General features: G+C 63.5%; 24 protein-coding genes and 1 tRNA gene. 11 read left to right on the top strand and 14 right to left on the bottom strand.

The window, feature by feature from the left end; all coding sequences use genetic code 11:
• Positions 1-57 precede the first annotated feature (57 nt).
• The 5 genes from H7F36_RS12555 to H7F36_RS12575 all read right to left on the bottom strand — a co-directional run bounded on the left by H7F36_RS12555 (position 58) and on the right by H7F36_RS12575 (position 3863).
• Positions 58-864, bottom strand: a complete 807-nt coding sequence (locus H7F36_RS12555; protein ID WP_187051136.1) for an NAD-dependent epimerase/dehydratase family protein — start codon at positions 862-864, stop codon at positions 58-60.
• 13 nt (positions 865-877) lie between these two features.
• Complete coding sequence (locus H7F36_RS12560) at positions 878-1675, bottom strand: transporter substrate-binding domain-containing protein (protein WP_187051137.1); 798 nt, start codon at positions 1673-1675, stop codon at positions 878-880.
• A gap of 61 nt (positions 1676-1736) precedes the next feature.
• Entirely contained in the window at positions 1737-2465 is a 729-nt protein-coding gene (locus H7F36_RS12565; RefSeq protein ID WP_187051138.1) for an amino acid ABC transporter ATP-binding protein, read from the bottom strand.
• Positions 2449-3102 (bottom strand): amino acid ABC transporter permease, encoded by a 654-nt coding sequence (locus H7F36_RS12570; protein ID WP_187054956.1) that lies wholly within the window; start codon positions 3100-3102, stop codon positions 2449-2451. The genes H7F36_RS12565 and H7F36_RS12570 overlap by 17 nt, the downstream gene beginning before the upstream one ends.
• 2 nt (positions 3103-3104) lie before the next feature.
• Positions 3105-3863 (bottom strand): amino acid ABC transporter permease, encoded by a 759-nt coding sequence (locus tag H7F36_RS12575; protein ID WP_187051139.1) that lies wholly within the window; start codon positions 3861-3863, stop codon positions 3105-3107.
• Positions 3864-3920: 57 nt separating this feature from the next.
• Between H7F36_RS12575 and H7F36_RS12580 the strand changes: the two genes are divergently transcribed.
• The 4 genes from H7F36_RS12580 to H7F36_RS12595 all read left to right on the top strand — a co-directional run bounded on the left by H7F36_RS12580 (position 3921) and on the right by H7F36_RS12595 (position 7160).
• On the top strand, positions 3921-4775 hold the full coding sequence (locus H7F36_RS12580) for a FadR/GntR family transcriptional regulator (RefSeq protein WP_187051140.1): 855 nt from the start codon (positions 3921-3923) through the stop codon (positions 4773-4775).
• A gap of 92 nt (positions 4776-4867) precedes the next feature.
• Positions 4868-5857, top strand: a complete 990-nt coding sequence (locus H7F36_RS12585) for a Bug family tripartite tricarboxylate transporter substrate binding protein (protein ID WP_187051141.1) — start codon at positions 4868-4870, stop codon at positions 5855-5857.
• Between the two features lie 17 nt (positions 5858-5874).
• Positions 5875-6786, top strand: coding sequence for a 5-dehydro-4-deoxyglucarate dehydratase (gene kdgD / locus H7F36_RS12590; RefSeq protein WP_187051142.1), 912 nt, complete (start codon positions 5875-5877; stop codon positions 6784-6786).
• Positions 6783-7160, top strand: coding sequence for a nuclear transport factor 2 family protein (locus H7F36_RS12595; protein ID WP_187051143.1), 378 nt, complete (start codon positions 6783-6785; stop codon positions 7158-7160). The genes kdgD and H7F36_RS12595 overlap by 4 nt, the downstream gene beginning before the upstream one ends.
• A gap of 21 nt (positions 7161-7181) precedes the next feature.
• On the opposite strand, the gene H7F36_RS12600 is transcribed toward H7F36_RS12595, so the two are convergent.
• The gene (locus H7F36_RS12600) at positions 7182-8660 is read right to left on the bottom strand and encodes a glycine betaine ABC transporter substrate-binding protein (protein ID WP_187054957.1); all 1479 of its coding nucleotides are present in this window, start codon (positions 8658-8660) and stop codon (positions 7182-7184) included.
• A gap of 156 nt (positions 8661-8816) precedes the next feature.
• Between H7F36_RS12600 and H7F36_RS12605 the strand changes: the two genes are divergently transcribed.
• Positions 8817-9950 carry an ROK family protein gene (locus tag H7F36_RS12605; RefSeq protein WP_261802262.1) on the top strand — a complete coding sequence of 378 codons (1134 nt, stop codon included), beginning with the start codon at positions 8817-8819 and terminating at the stop codon, positions 9948-9950.
• 2 nt (positions 9951-9952) lie between these two features.
• Here H7F36_RS12605 and H7F36_RS12610 read toward each other — a convergent pair whose 3' ends face one another.
• Genes H7F36_RS12610 through H7F36_RS12625 form a run of 4 tightly spaced genes read right to left on the bottom strand, consistent with a single transcriptional unit; the run spans position 9953 to position 15300 of the window.
• Complete coding sequence (locus H7F36_RS12610) at positions 9953-12031, bottom strand: NAD(+) synthase (protein ID WP_187051144.1); 2079 nt, start codon at positions 12029-12031, stop codon at positions 9953-9955.
• Positions 12032-12078: 47 nt separating this feature from the next.
• Positions 12079-13455 (bottom strand): phospholipase D-like domain-containing protein, encoded by a 1377-nt coding sequence (locus tag H7F36_RS12615; protein WP_187051145.1) that lies wholly within the window; start codon positions 13453-13455, stop codon positions 12079-12081.
• Positions 13455-14150, bottom strand: a complete 696-nt coding sequence (locus H7F36_RS12620; protein ID WP_410003088.1) for a glutathione S-transferase family protein — start codon at positions 14148-14150, stop codon at positions 13455-13457. The genes H7F36_RS12615 and H7F36_RS12620 overlap by 1 nt, the downstream gene beginning before the upstream one ends.
• Positions 14151-14181: 31 nt before the next feature.
• Complete coding sequence (locus H7F36_RS12625; protein WP_187051146.1) at positions 14182-15300, bottom strand: 5-methyltetrahydropteroyltriglutamate--homocysteine S-methyltransferase; 1119 nt, start codon at positions 15298-15300, stop codon at positions 14182-14184.
• Between the two features lie 241 nt (positions 15301-15541).
• On the opposite strand from H7F36_RS12625, the gene H7F36_RS12630 reads away from it, so the two are divergent.
• Genes H7F36_RS12630 through H7F36_RS12650 form a run of 5 tightly spaced genes read left to right on the top strand, consistent with a single transcriptional unit; the run spans position 15542 to position 20143 of the window.
• Entirely contained in the window at positions 15542-16732 is a 1191-nt protein-coding gene (locus tag H7F36_RS12630; RefSeq protein ID WP_187051147.1) for an ABC transporter substrate-binding protein, read from the top strand.
• Between the two features lie 25 nt (positions 16733-16757).
• On the top strand, positions 16758-17630 hold the full coding sequence (locus tag H7F36_RS12635) for a branched-chain amino acid ABC transporter permease (protein ID WP_187051148.1): 873 nt from the start codon (positions 16758-16760) through the stop codon (positions 17628-17630).
• Positions 17630-18616 carry a branched-chain amino acid ABC transporter permease gene (locus H7F36_RS12640; protein WP_187051149.1) on the top strand — a complete coding sequence of 329 codons (987 nt, stop codon included), beginning with the start codon at positions 17630-17632 and terminating at the stop codon, positions 18614-18616. Before H7F36_RS12635 ends, H7F36_RS12640 begins: the two co-directional genes overlap by 1 nt.
• Entirely contained in the window at positions 18613-19434 is an 822-nt protein-coding gene (locus H7F36_RS12645) for an ABC transporter ATP-binding protein (RefSeq protein ID WP_187051150.1), read from the top strand. The genes H7F36_RS12640 and H7F36_RS12645 overlap by 4 nt, the downstream gene beginning before the upstream one ends.
• Positions 19427-20143 (top strand): ABC transporter ATP-binding protein, encoded by a 717-nt coding sequence (locus tag H7F36_RS12650; protein ID WP_187051151.1) that lies wholly within the window; start codon positions 19427-19429, stop codon positions 20141-20143. The genes H7F36_RS12645 and H7F36_RS12650 overlap by 8 nt, the downstream gene beginning before the upstream one ends.
• Before the next feature lie 229 nt (positions 20144-20372).
• On the opposite strand, the gene H7F36_RS12655 is transcribed toward H7F36_RS12650, so the two are convergent.
• Positions 20373-20909, bottom strand: a complete 537-nt coding sequence (locus H7F36_RS12655; protein ID WP_187051152.1) for an H-NS family nucleoid-associated regulatory protein — start codon at positions 20907-20909, stop codon at positions 20373-20375.
• 511 nt (positions 20910-21420) lie between these two features.
• Positions 21421-21496, bottom strand: a tRNA-Lys gene (locus tag H7F36_RS12660).
• A 100-nt stretch (positions 21497-21596) separates the two neighbouring features.
• On the opposite strand from H7F36_RS12660, the gene H7F36_RS12665 reads away from it, so the two are divergent.
• The gene (locus tag H7F36_RS12665) at positions 21597-22304 is read left to right on the top strand and encodes an SDR family NAD(P)-dependent oxidoreductase (protein ID WP_187051153.1); all 708 of its coding nucleotides are present in this window, start codon (positions 21597-21599) and stop codon (positions 22302-22304) included.
• Between the two features lie 207 nt (positions 22305-22511).
• Here H7F36_RS12665 and tssJ read toward each other — a convergent pair whose 3' ends face one another.
• Positions 22512-23231, bottom strand: coding sequence for a type VI secretion system lipoprotein TssJ (tssJ, locus tag H7F36_RS12670; protein ID WP_261802264.1), 720 nt, complete (start codon positions 23229-23231; stop codon positions 22512-22514).
• A gap of 139 nt (positions 23232-23370) precedes the next feature.
• Positions 23371-24675 carry a c-type cytochrome gene (locus tag H7F36_RS12675; RefSeq protein WP_187054961.1) on the bottom strand — a complete coding sequence of 435 codons (1305 nt, stop codon included), beginning with the start codon at positions 24673-24675 and terminating at the stop codon, positions 23371-23373.
• Between the last annotated feature and the right edge of the window lie 69 nt (positions 24676-24744).

Raw genomic sequence — 24744 nt, forward strand, 5'->3', positions numbered from 1 at the left:
CGAAAAAAATGCAGGGTCAGTCGACTGCGGGCGGCGCGAACATCGGGCCGGCCGGGCTCAGTCGCCGAACGGGCCTTGGGCCGTGAAGCCGCCGCCCTGGTAGATGGCGTTGGGGTCGGTCGGTGCGACCGGCGGTTGCGCCTCGACCTTGGCGCGGAACTGCTCAGAACTGTCTTGCGGTACGTAGCCCAGGTGCGCGGCAGCGCTGTTGTCCCACCACACGTCGCGGTTGGCCGACACGCCATAAACGATGGTGTGCTTCACGTCGGAGGTGAAGAGGGATTTCTCGACCAGCGTCGTCAGGTCGCGAAAGCTCAGCCAGGTGCTCATCATGCGGCGGTTCAGCGGCTCGGGAAACGACGAGCCGATGCGGATGCTCACAGTCTCGATGCCGTAGCGGTCGAAGTAGAACTGCGCCACGTCTTCGCCGAAGGACTTCGACAGGCCGTAGTAGCCATCGGGCCGTTTCTGTGCGCCGGCGTCGATCGTTTCGGTCTGCTTGTGAAAGCCGATGACATGATTCGAACTGGCGAACACGATGCGTTTGGCGGTGTGTCGACGAGCCGCTTCATAGAGATGAAAGACGCCCTTGATGTTGGCTTCCAGCACTTCTTCGAAAGGTCGTTCGATCGACACGCCGCCCAGATGCACGACCGCGTCGCAGCCGGCCACCAGTGCATCGACCGCCGCCTTGTCGCCAAGGTCGCAAGGCACTACTTCTTCATGCGCGCCCTCAGCGGCCGCCATTCCGGCGATGTCGGACAAACGCAGCACATCGGTGGATGGCTTCAGCGAGTCGCGCAGCACTTTGCCGAGACCGCCCGCAGCACCGGTCAAGAGCAAGCGCCCCAATTTGTTTGCCATGATTACCTGGTCCTTACGCTGGCTTGAACACCGTGGTCGGCAGATCGCGACCGTGGTATTTCTTGTAGATGGCGTTGAGCTTGCCGTTCTTGATATTGGTCGTGACCCAGCCATCGATCCATTCCTTCAATTTGGGTTCGCCCTTGTTCATGGTGACGCCCAGGCCCGAGTCGAGCTGCGAGAACTTCATTTCGAAGTTCTTGCCAGGTGCGCGCTTGTTGATCTCGCCCATGTTCGATGGCGTGCTCGAGAAGATATCGACCTGGCCCGTGACCACCGACGTGATCAGCGTCGCATCGTCTTCGTAACGCATGATTTCTGCGCCCTTGGCCTCCCGCGTCGTGATGGTGTCATTGGTCGTTGCACGCGTCAGGCCGACGCGCTTGCCATTCAGGTCGGCGTAATTGGCGATCTTCATGTCCTTTGGCGCTGAAACCAGAATGGTGATGGCCGAGTAGGGGACCGAAAAGTCCACCACCTTGGCACGCTCTTCGGTGATCGAAAGGGCCGAAATCACGACGTCGGCGCGTCGCGCCTGCAGCGTCGGAATGCGTGCAGCGGTGGTGATCGGCACGATCTCCAGCTTCACGCCCAGGTCTTTGGCGAGCTCTGCCGCGGCGTCCACGTCGGAGCCGGTCGGCTGCATGTTGGCATCGGTGTAGCTGAAGAGCGGCGTTCCGATGGCGATGGCCACGCGGATCGTGCCGGCCTTCTTGATGTCGTCGAACTGGTCGGCGAGTGCGGCTTGGGTGATGCCGGCCAGCATCAGGGCGGCGAGGGCAGTGCGGGCGAAGGTGCGTGTCGATTTCATGGTGTCTCCTTGGGGTTCGCGGAAAAGATGAGTGAAGAAGTGGGCGACCGAGCGGTTGCCGTTAAAGACCGTTGTCGAGAAAGGCGCGCAGTTCGGGTGTCTTCGGCGAATCGAGCATGCTGCCCTCGCCGGTTTCCCAGACACGGCCCTGGTGCATGTAGATGATGCGGTCGGCCACGCGCTTGGCGAAGGCCATTTCGTGCGTCACCAGCAGCATGGTCATGCCGCCGGCCGCGAGGTCTTCCATCACCCGCAGCACTTCGCCGGTGAGCTGTGGATCGAGTGCCGAAGTGACTTCGTCGAACAGCATGACCTTGGGCGACATGGCGAGCGAGCGGGCGATGGCTACGCGCTGCTGCTGGCCGCCCGAAAGCTGCTCGGGATACGCATCGGCCTTCTCGCGCAGGCCCACCTGATCGAGCACGCGCAGCGTGACCTGGTGCGCTTCGGCGCGCGACTGCTTCTTCACATGGCGCAGCGCCAGCATGATGTTTTCTTCGACTGTCAGATGCGGAAAGAGGTTGTAGCTCTGGAACACGATTCCGACTTCGAGCCGCAAGCGTTTGAGGTCCACAGAAGGGCTGTCGACCCGGATGCCGGCCACTTCGATGGTGCCCTTGTCGATTTTCTCCAGCCGGTCGATGCAGCGCAGCGCAGTGCTCTTGCCCGAGCCGCTGGCGCCGATGATGGCGATCATTTCGCCCTTGGCGACTTCGAAAGAAACACCCTTCAGCACCTGGTTCGAGCCGAAGCTCTTGTAGACGTCGTGAAGACTAACGATTGGCGACATTGAGCTTGTTCTCCATGGCTTCGCTCCAGCGCGACAGCGGGTAACACAGGGCGAAATAGAACACGCCGACCAGGCTGAAAATCAGGAATGGCTGAAAGATCGTGTTGTTGATGATCTGCCCCGCACGCGTGAGCTCGACGAAGCCGATGACCGACGCCAGCGAAGTCATCTTGATGATCTGCACCAGGAAGCCGACGGTCGGCGGCAACGACAGCCGCACCGCCTGCGGAATGATCACGAGGCGCAGCGTTTGCCAGCGCGAGAACGCCAGGCATTCGGAGGCTTCCCATTGCGGCTTGGGCATGGCGTCGATGCAGCCGCGCCATATGTCGCCGAGGTAGGCGGCGATGTAGATCATCATCGCCAGCCCGGCCGCCACCAGCGAAGGCAGCGAGTAGCCGTACACCGACAGGCCGAAGTACACGATGAACAGCAGGATCAGCAGTGGAATGCCCTGAATGCATTCGATGTAGACGATGGCCAGCCAGCGCAACCACGGCCGCGGCGATATGCGCGCCAGCATCACGCCGAAGCCGCCGATGGCGCCGAGCACGAAAGCCAGTGCCGACAGCACCAGCGTCCACCCGATCGAGTTGATCAGATAGAAAAGGTGGACGAGGGTGAAGCTGCCGAACATGGTCATGCCGCTCCGCCGTGGCTTGCCACGTTGGCTTGCGTGGTGTCGATGAGGGCACGAGCGCCATTTGCGCTCCGCGCGGCTGCCTTGCGCAGCACGCGACGGCGACGGAACAAGTACTCGCCCAGCACGCTGGTGATGAGCTTGATGATCAGCGACAGTACGAGGTAAAGCGCAGCCACCACGATGTACGTTTCAAGCGAGCGGAACGTGTCCGACTGCACGGTGTTGGCGATGGCGGTGAGTTCTTCCGCCGAGATTTGGGAGGCCATCGCCGACGCCTGCATCATCAAAAGGAACTGGCTGGTGAGGGCGGGGTACACCTTCTCGATCGACGGCTGCAGCATCACGTGCCAACCGATGCGCCACTTCGACAAACCCAGACATTCGGCCGCTTCGATTTGTCCGGGTGGGATCGATTCGAGGCCGGCGCGAATGATCTCCGCCGCGTAGGCGCCGATGTTGATCGTCATCGCCAGTACGGCCGCGACAAAGGTCGGCATGCGCACGCCGACGCTGGCGAGCCCGAAGTACAGCAGGAAGATCTGAACGAGAAAAGGCGTGTTGCGTACCGCCTCGATGTAGGCCGAGCAAAGGCGAGAGAGCGGCTTGATCTTGCTGCGCTTGGCGAAGGCGACCGCAGTTCCCAATGCCACGCCCACGATCACGGCGAGCGCGGTCATCTTGAGCGTGAGCCAGGCCCCGTTCAGGAAAACCGGCCAGTAGCTGAGCAAGGGAGTGAAATCGAGCGCGTACTTCATCAAAGTAAGGGTTGTTATCGGTTGTCGTACAACATTTGCACGGATTATCATGGCCGCATGAGCCAATCCACTGCGGGAAATCCCTTGCTACACGGTGCTTCGTCATCGGATGTCGGCGACACGGCGAAGGCTGCGGCCTTTGTCGGGCGCCCGCGCATCAAGGGGCGCGGGCTGGCGCACGGGCTGGTCGACGACCTGGCGCAAAAGATCCAGGCGCAGACACTGCGGCCGGGCGACAAATTGCCGACCGAGTCGGCCATCATGCAGGCCTACGGTGTGAGTCGCACCGTCGTGCGCGAGGCCTTGTCCAAGTTGCAGGCGGGTGGCCTGGTCGAGACGCACCACGGTGTCGGCACCTTCGTCCTGCAGCCCAAATCGGGCGGCATGTTCCGACTCGATCCAGCAGAACTCGCAACCTCGATCGACGTGCTGGCCGTGCTCGAACTGCGCATCAGCCTGGAGACCGGTTCCGCCGGGTTGGCGGCTACGCGTTGCAGCGAAGAAGACCTTTTGGCCATGCGTCAGGCGCTCGACGAATTCGAGCACAACGTGCGGGTATCGGGTGACACCGTGGCGCCCGACCTGCGCTTTCATCTGCGCATCGCCCAGGCGACGGGCAACCCGTATTTCGCGGACATCATGAGCCACCTCGGCACCTCGATTTTTCCGCGCACTCGCATCAGCGCGCTGGTCGATGTCGATCGGCGCAGCGAGTATTTGAGTCGCGTCAACCGCGAGCACGAAGAGATCTATCAGGCCATCGCGCGAGGCGATGCCGAATCTGCACGTGCCGCGATGCGAATCCATCTGACCAACAGCCGGGAGAGGCTGCGCCGCGCGCAGGACGCGGCCCGATCGGCAGCGGTCGGCAAGCTGGCGGACAAGCCCGAGCCAACGACGCCGGCCGCATGACTTCCGGGTAAACCGGGAGAGACACACATCGACGCAGGTTGTACGATGACCGATCACACAGTTATCGACTGAGTTATCGATTGGAGATGGACATGGCAATCAAGCGGCGTGAATGGATGCTCGGCACCCTCGGCGGGGTCATTGGCGGTGGACTTCTGTCTGCGAGCGGTGCGAGCGCAGCAGACGCCGCATGGCCTTCCAAACCTATCAAGATCATCGTGCCGTACCCGCCTGGCGGCTCATCGGACATCATCGCGCGCTCCATCACCCAGCCGTTGTCGGAAGCGTTGAAGCAAACGGTGCTGGTCGAGAACAGGTCTGGCGCCAACGGCAACCTCGGCGCCGATTTCGTTGCCAAGTCGGCACCCGACGGCTACACCTTGCTGCTGTGCGATGTCGGCGCGCTGGCGATCAGCCCGTCTGTCTATGCCAAGCTGGCCTTCGATCCGTCGAAAGACCTGAGCGGCGTCACGATGTTGGCGTATTCGCCGCACTTGCTGGTCGTGCATCCGTCGGTGCCGGCCAACAACCTGAAAGAACTCGTCGCGCTTTCGAAAAAGTCCGACCTCAACTTCGCGGTCACCGCCACGGGCAGCGCGCCGCATTTGGCGGGCGTCGCGCTGGAGCGTGCCGTCGGCGCCCGCTGGCAATACGTACCTTACAAGGGCGGCGTGCAGGCGATTCAAGACACCGTCGGCGGCCAGACTCAGATTCTCATGAACGGCATGCTCGCCACGCTGCCGCAGGTGCAGTCGGGCAAGCTCAAGATCCTCGGCGTGTCGAAGGCCACGCGCATGCCGTTGATCGGCGATGTGCCGACCATCGCCGAGCAGGGCGTGCCCGGCTATGAATCCGGCACCTGGCAAGGCGTGCTGGTGTCGCGCGGCACACCCGACGCGATCGTGCAGCGGCTCAACAAGGAACTGGTTTCCATCATTCGCTCGGCCGACATCCGCTCGCGCCTCGCTGGTCAGGGCGCCGAAGTCGTGACGATGACTTCGGTCGACCAGGACAAGTTCTTCAACAAGGAACGCGCGCGCTGGGCCAAGGTCGTCACCGACGCCAATATCAAGATCGATTGATCCATCCACCTGTCTCAATGAACCCGCAAGAACTCAAAACCATCATGGGCTCCGGCCTGCTGTCGTTCCCGCTGACCGACTTCGACAGCCACGGCGACTTCCACAAGACGGGCTACCAGAAGCGCCTCGAATGGCTGGCGCCGTATGGCGCGACCGCTTTGTTCGCGGCCGGTGGAACCGGGGAGTTCTTCTCGCTTACTGGCGACGAGTACCCCGGCATCGTCCAGACCGCAGTCGACACCTGCCGCGGCGTGGTGCCGATCATCGCGGGCGCCGGTGGTCCGACGCGCTTCGCGATCCAGTGCGCACAAGCCGCTGAAAAGGCCGGCGCGCACGGCATCCTGCTGCTGCCGCATTACCTGACCGAAGCAGGACAAGAGGGTCTGGCCGCTCACGTCGAAGCGGTCTGCAAGAGCGTGAAGTTCGGCGTCATCGTCTACAACCGCGCGTCCAGCCGGCTGAAGCCCGAGACGCTCGCAGGCCTGGCCGAGCGCAACCCGAACCTCGTCGGCTTCAAGGACGGCGTCGGCGACATCGAAGCCATGGTTGCGATCTACCAGCGCATGGGTGATCGCTTCGCCTACCTCGGCGGCTTGCCCACGGCGGAGGTCTATGCCGCGGCCTACAAAGCAATGGGCACGCCAGTCTATTCGTCGGCAGTCTTCAACTTCATCCCGAAGACGGCCGTGCAGTTCTACGAAGCCGTGCGCGACGACGACATGGCGACTCAGCATCGATTGCTCAAAGACTTCTTCATGCCGTACCTGGAGATCCGCAACCGCATGCAGGGTTATGCCGTGAGCATCGTCAAGGCGGGCGCGACCATCGTCGGCCACAGCGCCGGCCCGGTTCGCCCCCCACTCACCGACCTCAAGCCCGAAGAGATGGAAATGCTGAAGGCGTTGATCGACAAGTTGGGCCCGCAATGAATACCGATGCAACAGCAGCAGTCTCCGCACTCGTCGAGCGCCTCCGGCTCGCGATGATTTCGCCGAGCGCTACCGCACTGGCCGACTTGTTCGCCGACGATTTGAGCTACGGCCACTCCGACGGCAAGCTCGACACCAAGGCGAGCATCTCCGGCAGCTTGCTCGACGGCAGTTCCGATTTCACGACCATCGATATTTCGGAGCAAACGGTGAGCGTGAACGGCGATGTCGCCATCGTGCGTTACCGCCTTGTCGCCGACACCAACGACTCGGGTCGACCCGGCCACGTCAAGCTCAAGATCCTTCTGGTGTGGCAGCGGCAAGACGGCGAGTGGCACTTGCTGGCGCGACAGGCGGTGCGCGTCGCGGCATGAACCTGCCGCGGAAAGAAAACGTTAGCGACGCCCCCGCCGCAGTAGCCACTCGATCGTCTCGAAGATCGCCTCACTGACCAACGCGAGCGCCGCGGCGGGCAACGCGCCGGCCACGAGCAAGGCCCGATCGTTAAGCGCCAGCCCTGTCACGATGCGCTCTCCGTAACCTCCCGCGCCGATGAATGCAGCGATCGTTGCCGTGCCGATCGCAATCGTGGTCGCGGTGCGCACGCCGGCTATCAGCGTCGGCAATGCCAGTGGCAGCAAGACGAGCCGCATGCTTTGCGCATGCGTCATGCCCAGGGCGGTGCCGGCCTGGCGCACGCCTTCGGGCACTTCGGTCAAACCCGTCACCGTGTTGCGCATGATCGGCAACAACGAGTAAAGCGTGAGCGCGATCAGTGCCGGCAACGTGCCGATCGAACCGATGAGCGAGATCAGCACCGCCAGCAATGCGAGCGACGGCACGGTCTGCAGCAAGCCCGAGAGGCCGAGCACCACGGCGCGCAGTCGGACGAAGGGAAACACGACGACGGCCAGCGGCACTGCGATCAACAACGCCAGCCCGACCGAGACACCGACCAGCAGCAGGTGCTGGCGCGTGAGCCGCCACAGGTCGGGTCCGAACAGCTTGGCCATGAAGCCGCGCTCGGCCGTATCGCCCTTGCCGCCCGAGAGAAAGTCGCGCGCGATCACGTCGAAGCCGGCGCCTTGCAACTCGGCGCGCGCGTTCATCGCGATCATGGCGTGCTCGTCGATGCGGCCCTGCAGCTTTTCGATCGCGGCCCAGGCCTTGGCAGAGCGCGTGGGCACGTCGAGCCGGTACAGCACCACGGCGTCGTAGCGCGGGAAGTAGTTGCGGTCGTCCTGCAGCACGCGCAGGCCGAGGCTGTCGATCTTGGCGTCGGTGGTGTAGATGTCGATGACGTCGACCTGCTTGGCCTTGATCGCGTCGTAGGCAAGACCATGGTCGAGTCCGGTGGGGAGCTGCGACAGGCCGTACGCCGTCGTCAAACCTTTCCAGCCGTCCGCACGGCCCATGAACTCGTTGGAGAGGCCGAGCCGGAGTTCGGCGTGCTTGGCAAGGTCGCTCAGGTTGCGAATACCGAGCCGATCGGCGTCGGCCGCGCGCATTGCCAGCGCGTAGCCGTCGTTGAAGCCGAACGGCGCGCCGACGCCGAGACCGAGCGGCGCCAGCGCGGCGCTCATCGCTTCACGCGACATCGGCTTGTCGCTCTTCAGGATTTCGAGCGCGATGGTGCCGGTGTATTCGGCATACATGTCGATGCCGCCGGAGCGCAGTGCTTCGTAGACGATGGCTGTATTGCCCAGGCCCTGACGAATGACCGGTGGCGTGCCGGTGAAGGGCGCGGCAGTCTGCGCCACCACCTCGGCCAGGATGTACGACTCGGTGAAGCGCTTGGAGCCGATGCGCAGCGTCTCGTTGCCTTGGGCGAATGCGGTCGAGGCGAGCAGAAAAAGTGCCACTGCGGTAGCCATTGCGAGCCGAAGGTGGCGGAGGGGTTGCATCGGCGCAGTGTATCGGCGCCCCAGCGAACGCCGTGCGTCCCCGCGCACGTCACGCCCGATTCCTACAGTCGTTCGTGCGCGAGGCCGATGACAGGCACGACGCAATTGCGCAGAGTCAGATCACGCATGAACAAAGCCAAAAAACATTCTTCCGCCGAGTCTTGGAGAGAGGGTACCGAGCCGGTCCCGGCAACTGCCGGCCTGCACGGCACGCGCAACATGCCGTCGGTCATCATCGAAAGCTACAACCTCGAAGTGCGCGACGACGAGGGTTTCATCGGTGATCGCGCCAGCCAGACGGCATTTCGGAAGCTGCTCGATGTCTGGCGCAAGCGCAAGCGGCGGAACGGTGTCGACCCGATGGGCAATGCGCGCTCGGCCGATCTCAGCAAGAGCGAGATCGACCAGATGCTGCAGATGAAAGACGCGACCGAGGCCACCGATGCGGTGGAAGGCGCCATTGAAGAATTTGCCGGAGAGCTCGCGGGCGTGATCAAGCGGTACATGCGACAAAAGGCGTGGCAAGGCGTAGAGCGCATCGTCATCGGCGGCGGCTTTCCGGAGAGCGACGTGGGCGAGCGCGCCATCCTGCAAGCTGCGGTGATGCTCGATGCCGACAACGTGCAGGTCGGCCTCGCGCGGCTGCGGCACGAGGTCGACGACGGCGGCTTGTTGGGCTGGGTGCATCTGGCGCCGCCGCGCATGGTGACCGACTACGACGCCATTCTCGCGCTCGATATCGGCGGTACCAACGTGCGTTGCGGCATCGTCGAGCCGCGCTGGAAAAAGGCCAGTGACCTGTCGAAGGCTCGCGTCGTCAAGCGCCAGAAGTGGCGCCATGCCGACGACAACCCGAAGCAGGCCGAACTGGTCGACGGGCTGGTCGCAATGCTCGAAGAAATGATTGCCTACAGCCACAAGAAGGACATCCGGTTGGCGCCTTTCGTCGGCATTGCCTGCCCCGGCATCATTCGGCGAGACGGCTCGATCGCGCGCGGTGCGCAGAACCTGCCGGGCAACTGTGAGCGCGATGACTTCCATCTGCCGACCGCCTTGTGCGAAAAGATTCCGCTGATCGGCGACGAGCCGACCGAAGCGTTGATGCACAACGACGCGGTGGTGCAGGGACTGAGCGAGTTGCCCTTCATGCAGGACGTGAAGCGCTGGGCCGTGTTGACCATCGGCACCGGGCTCGGCAATGCAAGCTATCGGAAGAAACGCAAGAGCGGGCGCTCGCCCCGGCACCGCGCCGGGTCCTGAACTCAACGCTCCGGCACGCGCGCCAGGTCGGCCATCCACACTTCGGCTTCGGAATCACTCGGCGCGCGCCAATCGCCCCGCGGTGACAACGAGCCGCCCGAGCCGACCTTGGGTCCGTTGGGCACGCACGAGCGCTTGAACTGGCTGGTCTTGAAGAAGCGGTACAGGAAGGTGCCGAGGTGCTTGCGGATATCGCCGATGGCGTATTCGTTGCGCTCTCCCTGCAGCGCATCGGGCCACAGGCCCAGCCTGCGGTCGTGCCATGCGGTGTACGCGAGAAAGGCCACCTTGGTCGGCCTGAATCCGTAGCGCAGCACGTAGTAGAGGTGGAAATCCTGCAGCTCGTACGGGCCGATCGTGTCTTCGGTCTTCTGGCCGGGTTGCGTGCCGGCGGCGCTCGCGGCATCGGTCGGGATCAGCTCCGGGCTCACCTCGGTGTCGAGGATCGCGAGCAGCGTCGCACTGCCTTCGCGCGACAGAAATTCTTGATGCGCGACCCAGTGCACCAGGTGCTTGATGAGTGTCTTCGGCACGCTCGCGTTGACGTTGTAATGCGACATGTGGTCGCCCACGCCATAGGTGCACCAGCCCAGCGCGAGCTCGCTCAAATCGCCGGTGCCGACGACGATGCCGCCGTTGAAATTGGCCAGCCTGAACAGGTGGTTGGTGCGCTCGCCAGCCTGCACGTTCTCGAAGGTGATGTCGTACACCGGCTCGCCCCTGCCGTACGGATGGCCCAGGTCGGCCAGCATCTGCGTGCAGCTCGGACGGATGTCGATCTCGCGCGCTGTGCAGCCGATGGCCGTCATCAGCTGGTGCGCCTGCGCCAGCGTGCGGTCGCTGGTCGCGAAGCCGGGCATGGTGAAGCCGAGGATGTTGGCGCGCGGCAGCTTCAGCCGGTCCATCGCATGCGCGCAGACCAGCAGCGCGTGGGTCGAGTCCAGCCCCCCCGACACGCCGATCACCACCTTGTCGATGTGGCTCGCTTCCAGCCGCTGCACCAGCGACTGCACCTGGATGTTGAAAACCTCGCGGCAACGTTCGTCGAGTGTCGCTGCATTGGCCGGCACGTAGGGAAAACGTTCAACGGTGCGGCGCAGGCCACCCGGCACGCTGGTGGGCGCCTTCAAGTCGAACTCGACGGTGCGCCAGTCGGCCAGCGCCGCCCTGTGCTTTTGCACCGACACGCCGAAGGTGTTTTGCCGCATGCGTTCGCGCGACAGGCGCTCCAGGTCGACATCAGCGCTGATGACGTGCGACCGGTTGCTGAAGCGCTCGCTCTCGGCGAGCATCTCGCCGCTTTCGTAGATGAGCGCCTGGCCGTCCCAGGCCAGGTCGGTGGTCGATTCGCCAATGCCGGCGGACGAGTACAAATACGCCGACAGGCAACGCGCCGATTGCGAGCTGACCAGCTGGTGCCGATAGCTCGACTTGCCGATCGTGATGTTCGATGCCGACAGGTTGACCAGCACCGTGGCGCCCGCGAGCGCCGCGAAGCTCGATGGCGGCAGCGGCACCCACACGTCTTCGCAGATCTCGACATGGATCTTGAGCAGCGGCAGATCGCGCGCCTGGAATATCAGCTCCGAGCCGAACGGGACCCGCTCGCCGCACAGGTCGATATCGGTCGCGAGCGCGCTGTCGGCACCGTTGAACTGCCGCCCCTCATAGAACTCGCTGTAGTTGGGCAGATAGGTTTTGGGCACGACGCCGAGCAGCTTGCCGCCCGCCACCAGCGCCGCGCAGTTGAACAGGCGATGGTCGACGCGCAGCGGCAGTCCGACGATGGCCACCGCGCCGATATCGCGCGATGCATCGACCACCGCTTGCAACGCGACCTCGCAGGCTTCGAGCAGGGCGGCCTGATGAAAGAGGTCGTCGCAGGTGTAGGCCGACAGCCCCAGCTCCGGGAACGCGACCAGCGCGGCACCGTCGGCTGCGGCCTGGCGATACATCGCGATGGTCTCGGCGGCGTTGAAAACCGGGTCGGCGATGCGATTGCGCGGCACTGCGACGGCGACCCTCGCGAATCCGTGGGTGTAGGGGTTCAGGAAGGTTTCGAGCGATGCGGTTTCAGCCATGAAGCGCATTGTCTCTTCGAACGGTTCCAGGCGTTCGGCGAGTCCCGCTAGAGCTGGAACGCAATGGTCAGCAGCAAGCCTTCGGCGATGTCGCGCACGATGCCTGGCGAGCGCGCCCGATAACGCTCGCCGGCCGACGCGGTGGTTTCGATCCACTCGGCCAGCCATTCGATTTCGGGTTCGCCGTAGAACACCACGGCGGCCTCGTGGTTGAGCAGCAGGCTGCGCAGGTCGAGGTTGATGGAGCCGCACATCGCCAGCGTGTCGTCGACCACCACGGCTTTGGCGTGCGCCATGAAGGGGAGCATCCGGAAGGTGACGCCGGCACGGGCAAGGTCGCGCATGGCGCGAGTACGGACGAAATCGGCCAGCCGGTGATTCGAGTGCTGGGGTATCGCGAGCGTCACTTGCACGCCGCGGCGCGCCGCCAGCCGCAAGGCGTCGCGCAGACCGTCGCCGGGCACGAAGTACGGCGTGATCGCGAGGATGCGGTGCTCGGCGCGAAAGCAGGCGTCGAGCAGCAGCGACTGCGCCGTGTCTTCGGTCTGGTCCGGGCCGCTGGGGAGAAACTGGGCCAGCGTGCCACCCTCGGGCAGCGCGGCGTCGGGACCGATGGAGCGGGGCTTGCGGCCGCGCACCGAGGCCCAGTCGTGATCGAACTGGCGTGCTGCCGCAGCGGCCACTTCACCGCGCAGATCGAACGAGAGATCGCGCCACGCGACCGGGTGCGTCGCGTTGCCGTTGAAGTATTCGCCGGCCAGGTTGCGGCCGCCCGACCAGAGCCAACTGTCGTCGGCGATAGTGAGCTTGCGGTGGTTGCGCAGGTTGCGCGGGCCGTCGCGGCGCAGGCTGAAGATCGGCCGAAACACCGCCACTTCGCCACCGGCTTCGCGCAACGTGTCGAAGTAGCGGCGCGGCAAGCTCAGCGCGCCGAAGCCGTCGAGCAACACGCGCACTTTGAGGCCCTGTCGCGAGCGGCGCGCGAGCCGCTCGATCACGTCGCGGCCGAATGCGTCGTCGCCGATGATGAAGGTGCAGATGTCGAGGCGTTCGCGTGCGCCTTCGATCACTTCGAACAGCGCGTCGCGAGCGTGCTGGCCATCGGCGTGCATGCGGATCTCGCAGCGGCTCGGCGCGGCGAGGCCGAAGCTTTCGATAAGTTCGGCCGCCCAGTGGCCCGGTGGTGCCATGCGGGGCGGTCGTGGCGAGCCGCCCGGTCGCAGCTTGCGGCGGCCGAACATCAGGTACATCGGTAGCACCAGGTACGGCACCAGCGCGAGCCCCATGACCCAGGCGATGGCCGTGGACGGTGCGCGCTGCTCGCGCCGCAGCCGCGTGGTGAGCACGTAGGCCAGTACGGCCAGCGCACCGAACAAAAAATGCTGGGCGGGCGACGGCAGCCAGGCGACCAGCGCGTGCAGCATCAGGCGTCGCTGCGAGGCTGTTGCGGACGGTGCGGCACCGTTTCGTGCAGGAGGTGTTGCAAATGCAGCGGGACGCCGCGGTTATGCGACGCCAGGAATTGCATCATCGGCGCGATGACCTCGACAACCGCAGGGCGCCGCCCGACGCGTTCACGCCACGCTATGAGGCGTGGCGTCTTCGTGGTCATCAACGCGCCTTTGCGCTCGGCATAGGTCTGCGCAACGTAGAAAGCGATGTCGGCGTACGAGTAGCCGCCCGCGAGGAAATCGTTGTGGAAGAGCAGCGCCTCGAGGTATTCGTAGAACGCAGCGCAACCCGCACAGGCCGCCTGTGCCGCGGCGCTCTCCATATCGTCCTGCAAACCGAAGAGCTTGATGACATGCGGGAAGAACACCTCGTCGGACTTCAGTTCGAGCTGGCGGGTGTGGGCACGCGCCGCGATGCCCGACTGCCACAGCGCGGGCTCCGGCTTCAGGTCTTCGAGGTATTCGAACAACTGGGTCGAGTCGAACAGTTCGAGCGGGCCATCGCTGACCGACGTGTCGATCAGCACCGGCACCTGATTCTTCGGATTGATGCGCGCGACCTCAGGATGCAGAGGCAGGTAGCGGTCGTCACGATCGAAAGGCACCATGACCAGTTCGAACGCGATGCCCTTCTCGAGCGCCGCGATCTGCACCTTGGCGCCGAACATGCTGAGCGGACCCGAGAAGAGCGTCAGCACGTCAGCTTCCCCAGACTTCCTGCGCTGTTTCAATCACCAGGCGCAGCTTGGCGCGCTGCGCTTCGACCGCAATGTCGTTGCCGTGCACCGTGCTCGAAAAACCGCATTGAGGCGACAGTGCGAGCTGCTCCATCGGCGCGTACTTGGCGGCTTCGTCGATCCGGCGCTTGAGTTCGTCCTTGTCTTCCATCTGGCCGAACTTGGTGGTCACCAGCCCGAGCACCACGGTCTTGCCCTTGGGCAGGTGGCGCAGGGGCTTGAAGTCGCCGGAGCGCGCGTCGTCGTACTCCATGAAGTAGGCGTCGAGGTCCATCTCTTTGAGGAGTGCCTCGGCTACCGGCTCGTAGTTGCCGGCGGCCGCGTGGGTGCTCTTGAAGTTGCCGCGGCACAGGTGCATGGCGAGCAGCATGCCGGGCGGCTTCTGTGCGACCACCTTGTTGATGAAGGTAGCGTAGCGATGCGGCAGTTCATTGGGGTCGTCGCCGCGGCGGCGGGCGGCCTCGCGCATGTGTTCGTCGCACAGGTAGGCGAGGTTGGTGTCGTCCATCTGCACGTAGTTGCAGCCGGCAGCGGACAGGGAGCGCAGCTCGTCGCCGTAGGCCTTGGCCACGTCGTCGTAGAACGCGGGGTCGAGTTCCGGATACGCCTCTTTGCTGATGCCGGCGCGGCCACCGCGAAAGTGCAGCATGGTGGGCGAGGGGATGGTGACCTTGGGAGTGCGGCCGGCCGCGACCTGCGACTTCAGGTACTCGAAGTCGGCGAGCTGGATGTTCTGCTTGTGGGTGACTTTGTCGATCACACGCATCACAGGCGGCGCGAGCTCTTCGGTGCCGTCGGGCCGGCGAATGGTCACCGGAATATCGGTCTTGACGCCGCCGAGTTGCTCCAGAAAATCGATGTGGAAATAGGTGCGGCGGAACTCGCCGTCGGTGATGCTCTTCAGCCCGACGTCTTCCTGGAACTTGACGATCTCGGTGATCGCCTGGTCTTCGACTTCGCGTAGCTGTTCCGGCGTGATGGCGCCCTTGGCCTTTTGCTCGCGTGCTTCGAGCAGGTACTTGGGGCGGAGGAAGCTGCCTACGTGGTCGTAGTGGGCGGGCAAATGGGCGTGTTCGGTCATGGTGTCTCCATCGAATCTGCGAGAAGGATCTACAAAGGAAGGAAGGAAGGATCGTATCGGAGCCCGTATCGAATGGCGCAGGCAAGGCTGCCGGGAATGCTAGATTCCGGCGTCGCGGTGAATTTAATCGAACATTTGTTCGCACAACGAACACTCCAGTATTTACCATGAGGGTCTGCGCCCGTCGAGTGCCGACAATCAGAGGTTCACGTTTTTGTTATCCCCGTCTGAGGACACACTCATGCATCGTCGCTTCTTTGCCAAGACTGCCGGCCTGACCGCACTGGCCCTGGCCCTGGCCCTGGCCCTTCCGCTGGCCGCTCATGCGCAAGACAACAAGTTCAGGATCGGCCTGATCTTGCCGATGACGGGCCAGTCGGCCTCCACCGGCCGCCAGATCGAGGCGGCCGCCAAGCTCTACATGGCGCAGAACGGCGACACCGTCGCCGGCAAGAAGATCGAACTGATCGTCAAGGACGACACCGGCCTGCCCGATGTGACCAAACGCCTCGCGCAGGAGCTGGTCGTCAACGACAAGGTCAACGTGCTCGCAGGCTTCGGCCTGACACCGCTGGCGCTGGCCGTCGCGCCGATCTCCACGCAGTCCAAGACGCCGCAGGTGGTCATGGCGGCTGCGACGTCGAGCATCACCGAGGCGTCGCCGTACATCGTGCGCACCAGCTTCACGCTGCCGCAGGTGTCGTTGCCGATGGGTGACTGGGCCCCCAAGAATGGCATCAAGTCCGTTGTCACGCTGGTGGCCGACTATGGCCCGGGCAACGACGCAGAAAAGTTCTTCACCGAGCGCTTCCAGCTCAATGGTGGAAAGGTGATCGAGAAGCTGCGGGTGCCATTGCGCAATCCCGACTTCGCGCCATTCCTGCAGAAGGTGCGCGACGACAAGCCCGATGCGTTGTTCGTCTTCGTGCCGTCGGGCGCGGGCGCCGCGGTCATGAAGCAGTTCTTGGAACGCGGGATGGACAAGGCCGGCATCAAGTTGATCGCGACCGGCGACGTGACCGACGACGACCAGCTGAACGACATGGGCGATGGCGCGCTCGGCGTCGTCACCTCGCACCACTACTCGGCGGCGCACCCGTCGGCCGCCAACAAGAAGTTCGTCGAGGCTTTCAAGAAGGCCAACCCGAGCATGCGGCCCAACTTCATGGCGGTCGGTGGTTACGACGGCATGCGCGTGATTTACGAGGCGCTCAAGACGACCAAGGGCCAGGGCGGCGGCGATGCCTTGCTGGCGGCGATGAAGGGCCAGGTCTTCGAGAGCCCGCGCGGCGAAGTGCTGATCGACGCGCAAACGCGCGACATCGTGCAGGACGTGTATTTGCGCAAGGTCGAGAAGAAGGACGGGCAGCTTTATAACGTCGAGTTCGATGTGATCAAGGCTGTGAAAGACCCGGGTAAAGCCAAAAAGTGATGTCCAGCGGGCCGGGGGGCGAGCTTTGCTGACTATTCTTTTTGACGGCGTCGCCTACGGCATGCTGCTGTTCGTGCTCGCTGTCGGGCTCGCCGTCACGCTGGGGTTGATGAACTTCATCAACCTGGCGCACGGTGCTTTCGCGATGGCGGGCGGCTACCTCACCGTGTTCGCGATGCAGAAGCTCGGCATGCCGTTCTTGTGGTGCCTGCCGCTGGCCTTCGTCGTCGTCGGTGCCGCAGGTGCATTGCTGGAACGCACGCTGTATCGGCCTATGTACGGCAAGTCGCATCTGGACCAGGTGCTGTTTTCGATAGGCCTGGCTTTCATGGCGGTGGCCGCGGTCGACTACTTCGTCGGATCGTCCCAGCAAAACATCCAGTTGCCCGAGTGGCTGCGCGGTCGCACCGAGATCGGCGATGGCGCACTGATGCTCGGCATGGGCCACTACCGACTCTTCATCATTGGCGTGTGCGCAGTGCTCACGGTCGTGCTGCAGCTCATCCTTTCGAAGACGCGCTTCGGCAGTCGGTTGCGTGCCGCGGTGGACGATCCGCGCGTGGCGGCGGGCCTCGGCATCAACGTCAACATCGTCTTCCTGCTGACCTTCGCGGTCGGCTCGGGGCTGGCCGGCCTGGGCGGTGCGCTGGGCGCGGAAATCCTCGGGCTCGATCCGACGTTTCCGCTCAAGTACATGATTTACTTTCTGATCGTGGTGTCCGTCGGCGGCACCTCGTCGATCACCGGGCCGCTGGCGGCGGCACTGCTGCTCGGCATCGCCGATGTGGCGGGCAAATACTTCATTCCCAAGATGGGCGCATTCACCGTCTACCTGCTGATGATCCTGATTCTGATGTGGCGACCGCAAGGCCTGTTCACGCGCAAGGGAGGCCGTTGATGGCCAGCGATATCCGGAGCGATCAAGCTGACAGCGCACGCCTCGTGCTGCTGAGAAAAGCGCGCTGGCGGCCGTGGGAGTTCGCCGTGTGGATCGTCGCTTTTGCGCTGCCCTGGCTGGTGCCGTCGCATGCGTTGCTGGTCAACGAGATCGCCATCGTGGCGCTGTTCGCGATGTCGCTCGACCTGATCCTCGGCTATGCCGGCATCGTGTCGCTGGGGCATGCGGCGTTCTTCGGTTTCGGTGCTTATGCGGCGGCGTTGTTCGCCAAACTGGTGATGCCTGACCCGACCGTCGGGCTGGTTGTAGCGATCGTGCTGTCGGCGGCGCTGGGCACGGTCGCGAGCATCACCATCCTGCGCGGCAGCGACCTCACGCGGCTGATGGTCACGCTCGGCACTGCATTGCTTTTGCTGGAGCTGGCCAACAAGCTCGATTGGCTGACCGGCGGCGCCGATGGATTGCAGGGCGTCGTGATGGCGCCGGTGCTCGGGCTTTTCGAGTTCGACCTCTTCGGTCGCACGGCGGCCACCTATTCGCTGGTCGTGATGCTGGTGCTTTTTCTGCTGATGCGCCGGCTCGTGCACTCGCCCTTCGGCGCGACGCTCAAGGCGATTCGTGACAACCGGCTGCGTGCCATGGCCATCGGCATTCCGGTGGCGGCGCGGCTGGTGACGATCTACACGGTCGCCGCAGGCGTGGCGGGCGCGGCGGGCGCGCTGCTCGCGCAAACCACCGGCTTCGCCTCGCTCGACGTGCTGGCCTTCGACCGCTCGGCCGACGTGCTTCTGATGCTGGTGATCGGCGGCGTGGGCTGGCTGTACGGAGGCGTGGCTGGCGCCATCGTTTTCAAGCTGTTGCAGAACTGGCTGTCGGCGGTGACGCCGCAGTACTGGATGTTCTGGATCGGCTTGATCCTGGTCATCCTGGTGCTGGTCGGGCGCGACCGCTTGTTCAAGCCATCGACCTGGTTCAAACGCGCATGAGTGCCGAAGTGAGCGACACCGCTGTCACCGAAACCGTTCTCGCCGCCACCGGCCTGGTGATGCGCTTTGGCGGCATTACCGCGACCAACAATGTCTCGCTCACGCTCAAGCGCGGTGCGCGTCACGCGCTCATCGGGCCCAACGGTGCCGGCAAGACGACGCTGATCAACATCCTGACGGGCGTGCTGACACCGACCGAAGGGCGCATCGAATTGCTGGGCAAGGACATCACCCGACTGCCGCCGCATCTGCGCGTCGCGCGCGGCATGGTGCGCACGTTTCAGATCAACCAACTGTTCGATTCGATGACGCCGCTGGAAACGCTGGCGCTGGTCGTGTCGCAGCAGCAAGGCGGCGCGGCGCAGTGGTGGAAACCGCTGGGCGCATCGAAGGCGGTGGTCGAACGTGCTGCGCAACTGCTCGACCAATTTCGTCTTGCAGAAGTCGCGTCGCAACAAGTGAAGCATCTGGCGTATGGCAAGCGACGTCTCCTCGAGATCGCCATTGCGCTGGCCTGCGAGCCGCGCGTGCTGTTGCTCGACGAGCCGGTCGCCGGCGTGCCGGCGGGGGAGCGTGAAGAGTTGCTGCAGACCGTCGCCGCCTTGCCGGCCGATGTGTCGGTGCTTCTGATCGAGCACGACATGGACCTGGTCTTCAGCTTCGCCGACCGCATGACAGTGCTGGTCAACGGCACGCTGTTGACCGAGGGCGACCCCGACACCATCGCCAACGACCCGAAGGTCAAAGAGGTGTACCTCGGCCATGGCGCCTTGGGGACGGGCGGCGCCGACAACATGGCAGGAGCGGCGCATGTCTGAGCTGCTCCGCATCGAGAACCTGAGCGCTGGTTACGGCGAGGCCGTGGTGCTTACCGGCATTTCGCTGACCCTCGGCGAAGGGCAGACGCTGGCACTGCTGGGCCGCAACGGTACGGGCAAGACCACGCTCATCAACACGCTGGCCGGCGCGACGCGGCAGCATGGCGGCAGCATCACGCTGGGCGCCGGCGCGTCGGCGGTTGCGCTGCACAAGCTCGCGCCGCACCAGCGCGCTGCCGCGGGCATAGGCTGGGTGCCGCAGGAGCGCAACATCTTCAAGTCGCTCACGGTGCATGAGAACCTCACAGCCGTGGAGCGCACCGGCAAGTGGAACGCGCAGCGCGTCTACGAGATGTTCCCGCGGCTGGCCGAGCGCAAGGGCAACCTGGGCACGCAGTTGTCGGGCGGCGAGCAGCAGATGCTGGCGGTCGGCCGTGCGCTGGTGGTCAACCCCAAGCTGCTGCTGCTCGACGAGCCACTGGAAGGGTTGGCGCCGATCATCGTGGAAGAGTTGTTGCGCGCTATCCGCCGCATTACGCAAGACGAGGGGCTGTCGGCGATCATCGTCGAGCAGCATCCGCAGGCGATCCTCGCGATCTCCGACGAAGCCGTGGTGCTCGACCAAGGGACCGTGGTGCATGCCGACACTGCAGCAGCCTTGCGGGTGCAGCCCGAGGTGCTGGAGCGGTTGCTGGGTGTCGCGCGTTGAACCTGGCATAGACCCTCGCATACAACGGCTCGTTGCACCGCGCAGGTGCCCAGCGAAGCCTTTACGGGTGTCGGCTTCTTAGGGCCGAACTGGTCGCGCTCGCAGCGGCCACTCCGATAACAACGGGAATCCGGTGATCGATCTCAAAATGCCGAAGTCGCATTGATGTGACGCCATGAGCCGGTAGAGTGGCGTCTGCCGGTTCGGTCAGCAATCAGTCAGAGACTGTTCAGCTGGAAAGTTGTTCCAGAGTCTTTCCGGACTCGATGGCTTCCTTCAGCCACTTGGGACGCGGGCCCATGCCACTCCACTCACGTCCAGCGTCGTCTTTGTAGCGCGGCCTGGACGTCGATTTCGCCTTTACTGCTGCGTTTTTCCGCTTGGTTGGCTTTGTTTTCTTTATTGCCTGTGGAAGCAGGGCCTTCACGGCCGTCGTTGTCGCCGTTCCGGCGAAGTCTTCGAGTGCTTTTCCAGCCGTCAGTGCTTCGCGAAGCCAACGCGGACGCGGTCCGCGACCACTCCAGACGTTGCCATTGCCATCGGCGAACTTGGGAGATTGCGATGCCGAAGACTTGGCCTTGGAAGCCACCGTCACGCTCTGCGCAGTGCTGGATTCGAAGCCAAGTTGCGCAGCCGTGATTCCGTAGTGCGCTATCGCTTCCTTGATGCGCTCGATCACTCCAATAGCCTCGCGTTGGAGTAGTTTTTGTGCTCGCTGCTGCAACAACTCGATCTGCTTTTGCACTTGCTCGTATGTCTGCGCCATAAGTAATTCCAGGGACTGTGAAGGACTTGACTTTACTCCTCGCCAATGTGCGGTCGAAATGAAGACTCGGTGCCGAGACCCACTCGGCATTTCAGTCGCATGCAAAGTGGCAGTGACCCGGTCTTCAAACGCAGCAAAAGCTGCGTTGTAATGAGGTCTCAGTGCTTCACAGACTGCAGGCGGTTGGCATATATATGTGTCTCGTGGCGCTCGATTAACTATGCGCACCGCTTGGGTTCAATCCCACATAGCCGCTGTCCAATCGTTTCATGCCGCTTGTCGGCACAGTGGACGACTCGGCGGACAGGCGGGCGCGAACACTTGCATCGCGGCTGGGAACTGATGGCCGCGCCGCGACATGATTCTGGTGAAGCGTGACGGCCGCTGGCTCATCGGAGGCGCGCAGAACACGTCGGTCGACGAAATGGCGGGGAAGTTCGATCCGATCGCGAAATGAAAAAAGCCCGCTATTAAATAAATAGCAGGCTTTTCAATACCACGGGATGTTTGGTGGTGGGCCCTGAGTGACTCGAACACTCGACCTACGGATTAAGAGTCCGCTGCTCTACCAACTGAGCTAAGAGCCCCTGAATCGACATCGCTGTCATCAGGCAATCCTTCGATTATAGCCCAGCAAAAACAGGCCGCGCTAGGATGCGTTTTTGTCGCCGGCTTGAGGGAAACACCATGATCGAAGCAAACACGCCACAAAACGTCGTATTGACCGGCGCCGCGGGTGCCTTGGGCCGCATGGTCGCGCAGTACTTTCTGGATGCGGGCGCGCGTGTCGCGCTGCTGGACCATAGCGCCGAACACCTGCGCAGCACGTATCCTGGCCTGGACAACTCCCGGCATCTGCTGATCGCGGCAGACGTTACGTCGGCGTCTGCAGTCGCCGGCGCGGCGAAGCAAGTGCTGGCGGCGTTCACGCACGTCGACACCGTCGTGCACATCGCAGGCGGCTTCGCGATGGGCGAAGAGACACATGCACTGACGCGTGCGGCGTGGGATCGCATGATGGATCTCAACGCGTGGTCGTTCGTCGCGGTGGCCCAGGCTTTCGTCCCTTCCATGATCGAGCGCAAGGCGGGCAGCGTGATCGCAGTGACGGCGAAGACAGCCGGGCGCGGCCTCGCGGGAATGTCGGCGTACATCGCCGCCAAAAGCGCGTTGCAGCGTTTGGTCGAGTCGATGGCGGCCGAACTCGCACCGCACCGAATCAACGTGAACAGCGTGGCACCCAGCGTGCTCGACACGCCGGCCAACCGACAGGCCATGCCCGATGCAAATCCCGATGAATGGGTGTCGACTGCAGTCGCGGCAAAGACAATCGGCTTTCTTGCTTCATCGGCCGCCGCGGCGATTCACGGACAGCATTTGACGTTGGATGCTTAGGGGGCGGCCTCAAGTCTGAAGCGCGTCCGGAACTGGTGCAGACGCCGCTCCCAAGCATGACGCCCGTCCATTCGACCCCCGAGCCGCTGCGCGAATTTACCGATGAAGAAATCGATGCGCTGCCTGCGGACTTGCCCCAGTCTTCGGCGCCGCGAAGACGGATCTTGCCGAGGCCCGAGAAGCCAACTTGGCGCAGCCTCTGAGTCGCTACTTCTTCAACAAAGACGCGGGGCCCTTGAAGCTATCTAGCGAAGGCTTTTCAGGCATCTTCGGCACGCTCTGCGTGACACTGTCGATCTGCTGCTTCGCGCCCTCGATCGGGTTCTGATCCAGTCCCTTCATTGATTCATTTGCATACTGGACGGGTCGCGTTCCGGCTTCTTCGTCGGTCATCAAAATCGCATTGGATTGCAGTGCAATCTTCAGCTTCGCCTTGTTGGCAGGAATCACCGCGCGATACCAGCTCGACTCGGGCGCCACTTCCATCTTGTGGACCACACGCCAGACCGATGTCGGCAGGTCGCGATAGCCGGCGAAGATGGCGATGGCCGTCGTCTCGGGATTCGACTTGCGCTGAATTTTTCGGGTCTCACCAGGACGCATGATGAACTGGTCGACGGCCAGCAAATCAGTGCCGAGCACGGCTTTGTCGGAATTCTGCAGCGCGAAGAAGTCGGCCTCCTGAAAGGCGATGTCGGACTTGAGTTCATAGACCCGCAGCAGCATCGGCGCGCCGCGGCCTTTGGTGTCGGTGTTGAGGTCGCGGTCGGCCTCGATCGAGATATCGAGTTTGGCCTGCTCCTTTTGCGCCGGCTGGCTGTTGCCGCCCAACAGGCCACACGCGCTGAGCGCGAAGGGCAAAACGACCATCACGGTCATAGGCAAGACGCGCAAGGCTTTGCGCCTTGTTGCAAAGGTGTTCGACATGGACCCTCCCAGGTGCTGTGTTTTTCTGTCGCTATCGAGCGTGAATTACAACACCGGCCGCAATGGAGACCTCTGCAACCGCCATAACTTTCGCCTGTCTAGCGAGAAGTAGTGCTGCATGGCTCAGGCCCTCACCCCCTCACCGCTTCATCATGTCCCGCGCCGACACCGGTTCCGCATCGTTGCCCCATGATCCGCGCACGTAAGTCAGCACCGCCGAAATGTCGCTGTCGTCCAGCACATGACCGAACGCAGGCATGCCGTAAGGCCGCGGATTGCCGGCCGTCGAAGGCAAGAAGCCGCCGTGCCGCACCATCTGGATGAGGTTCATCGGCGAGCGCATATTGACGGCGCGATTGCCTGCCAACGGCGGGTAGGCGTCTTGCGCGCCCTGGCCGACGTCGCCGTGGCAGTAAGCGCAACGTTGATCGAAGATTCTGTTGCCACGCTCCATCACGCCGACGTCGCGCCGACTGACTTTCGTTGCTGCCGATTTGGCACTATTGGCCATTTCTCTATCGTCAGCGGCAGCGACTGCAGGCAATGCCTTCAGATAAGTTGCCATCGCTGTCAGGTCGGCTTCGCTCAGATGCTGCGTACTCTGGTAGACCACTTCCGCCATCGGTCCCAGCACCGATCCATGCGGCGACGTTCCACTTTGCAGCAGCGCGACGATGTCGGCGGTCGGCCAGTCGGCCAGCCCCGCTTCTTGCGGGTCGGCTAGCGACGGCGCATACCAGTTCTCGACCGGTATCAGTCCGCCCGACAGGCCACGTTTTTCCTCGGTAGCGCCGAGCACGTTGCGCGTGCCATGGCAGGCGATGCAGTGGCCCAGCCCATCGACCAGGTAGGCGCCACGGTTCCATTCGGCGGGCCGGTGCGCATCGACGACGAAGGTGCCGGGTGTGAAAGACAAGGCACGCCACACGACGAGCGCAGCCTGGGTGTTGTACGGAAAGCGCAATGCATGCGGCACGTTGCGCACCGACACCGCAGGCACGCTGCGCAGGTAGGCATAAATGGCGTCGGAGTCTTCGCGCGTTACCTTGGTGAAATTCGGATACGGAAATGCGGGATACAACAGCCTGCCATTGCGGGAGCGGCCGTTGTGCATGGCGCCCCAGAAATGCGCCGCGCTCCAGTTGCCCAGACCATGCGCGTGGTCGGATGTGAGGTTGCTCGAATAGATGGTGCCGAAGGGAGTGTCGATGGCCAGGCCACCCGCGTATGCCGCGCCGCCGCGCGTGGTGTGGCAGCCGGCACAGTTGCCGGCGAGTGCGAGATAGCGGCCTCGCTCGACCTGGCCTGCCGTGGCGACGAAGACTGGAGTTGCGTCGTCCGCAACGCGCTCGGGGCCCAACAGCCTCATACCGATCAGCGCCGCGCCGATCAGCGATGCCAGCGCCGTAAACACCAGCAGGGCGAACACGATGCGACGCAGCATTGAACGGGGCGGATCGTCTTTGTCGTTGTCGTTGTCGTTGTGGTTGTGGATGTGGTCGTCGCTTTTGTT

The sequence above is a fragment of the Variovorax sp. PAMC28562 genome, assembly GCF_014303735.1.
Lineage (GTDB): Bacteria > Pseudomonadota > Gammaproteobacteria > Burkholderiales > Burkholderiaceae_C > Variovorax.

Excerpts from the sequence above, each read along its gene's own strand:
- H7F36_RS12555 (WP_187051136.1), bottom strand. The coding sequence starts at position 864 with ATGGCAAACAAATTGGGGCGCTTGCTCTTGACCGGTGCTGCGGGCGGT.
- H7F36_RS12560 (WP_187051137.1), bottom strand. The coding sequence starts at position 1,675 with ATGAAATCGACACGCACCTTCGCCCGCACTGCCCTCGCCGCCCTGATG.
- H7F36_RS12565 (WP_187051138.1), bottom strand. The coding sequence starts at position 2,465 with ATGTCGCCAATCGTTAGTCTTCACGACGTCTACAAGAGCTTCGGCTCG.
- H7F36_RS12570 (WP_187054956.1), bottom strand. The coding sequence starts at position 3,102 with ATGTTCGGCAGCTTCACCCTCGTCCACCTTTTCTATCTGATCAACTCG.
- H7F36_RS12575 (WP_187051139.1), bottom strand. The coding sequence starts at position 3,863 with ATGAAGTACGCGCTCGATTTCACTCCCTTGCTCAGCTACTGGCCGGTT.
- H7F36_RS12580 (WP_187051140.1), top strand. The coding sequence starts at position 3,921 with ATGAGCCAATCCACTGCGGGAAATCCCTTGCTACACGGTGCTTCGTCA.
- H7F36_RS12585 (WP_187051141.1), top strand. The coding sequence starts at position 4,868 with ATGGCAATCAAGCGGCGTGAATGGATGCTCGGCACCCTCGGCGGGGTC.
- kdgD (WP_187051142.1), top strand. The coding sequence starts at position 5,875 with ATGAACCCGCAAGAACTCAAAACCATCATGGGCTCCGGCCTGCTGTCG.
- H7F36_RS12595 (WP_187051143.1), top strand. The coding sequence starts at position 6,783 with ATGAATACCGATGCAACAGCAGCAGTCTCCGCACTCGTCGAGCGCCTC.
- H7F36_RS12600 (WP_187054957.1), bottom strand. The coding sequence starts at position 8,660 with ATGGCTACCGCAGTGGCACTTTTTCTGCTCGCCTCGACCGCATTCGCC.
- H7F36_RS12605 (WP_261802262.1), top strand. The coding sequence starts at position 8,817 with ATGAACAAAGCCAAAAAACATTCTTCCGCCGAGTCTTGGAGAGAGGGT.
- H7F36_RS12610 (WP_187051144.1), bottom strand. The coding sequence starts at position 12,031 with ATGGCTGAAACCGCATCGCTCGAAACCTTCCTGAACCCCTACACCCAC.
- H7F36_RS12615 (WP_187051145.1), bottom strand. The coding sequence starts at position 13,455 with ATGCTGCACGCGCTGGTCGCCTGGCTGCCGTCGCCCGCCCAGCATTTT.
- H7F36_RS12620 (WP_410003088.1), bottom strand. The coding sequence starts at position 14,150 with ATGTTCGGCGCCAAGGTGCAGATCGCGGCGCTCGAGAAGGGCATCGCG.
- H7F36_RS12625 (WP_187051146.1), bottom strand. The coding sequence starts at position 15,300 with ATGACCGAACACGCCCATTTGCCCGCCCACTACGACCACGTAGGCAGC.
- H7F36_RS12630 (WP_187051147.1), top strand. The coding sequence starts at position 15,542 with ATGCATCGTCGCTTCTTTGCCAAGACTGCCGGCCTGACCGCACTGGCC.
- H7F36_RS12640 (WP_187051149.1), top strand. The coding sequence starts at position 17,630 with ATGGCCAGCGATATCCGGAGCGATCAAGCTGACAGCGCACGCCTCGTG.
- H7F36_RS12645 (WP_187051150.1), top strand. The coding sequence starts at position 18,613 with ATGAGTGCCGAAGTGAGCGACACCGCTGTCACCGAAACCGTTCTCGCC.
- H7F36_RS12650 (WP_187051151.1), top strand. The coding sequence starts at position 19,427 with ATGTCTGAGCTGCTCCGCATCGAGAACCTGAGCGCTGGTTACGGCGAG.
- H7F36_RS12655 (WP_187051152.1), bottom strand. The coding sequence starts at position 20,909 with ATGGCGCAGACATACGAGCAAGTGCAAAAGCAGATCGAGTTGTTGCAG.
- H7F36_RS12665 (WP_187051153.1), top strand. The coding sequence starts at position 21,597 with ATGATCGAAGCAAACACGCCACAAAACGTCGTATTGACCGGCGCCGCG.
- tssJ (WP_261802264.1), bottom strand. The coding sequence starts at position 23,231 with ATGTCGAACACCTTTGCAACAAGGCGCAAAGCCTTGCGCGTCTTGCCT.
- H7F36_RS12675 (WP_187054961.1), bottom strand. The coding sequence starts at position 24,675 with ATGCTGCGTCGCATCGTGTTCGCCCTGCTGGTGTTTACGGCGCTGGCA.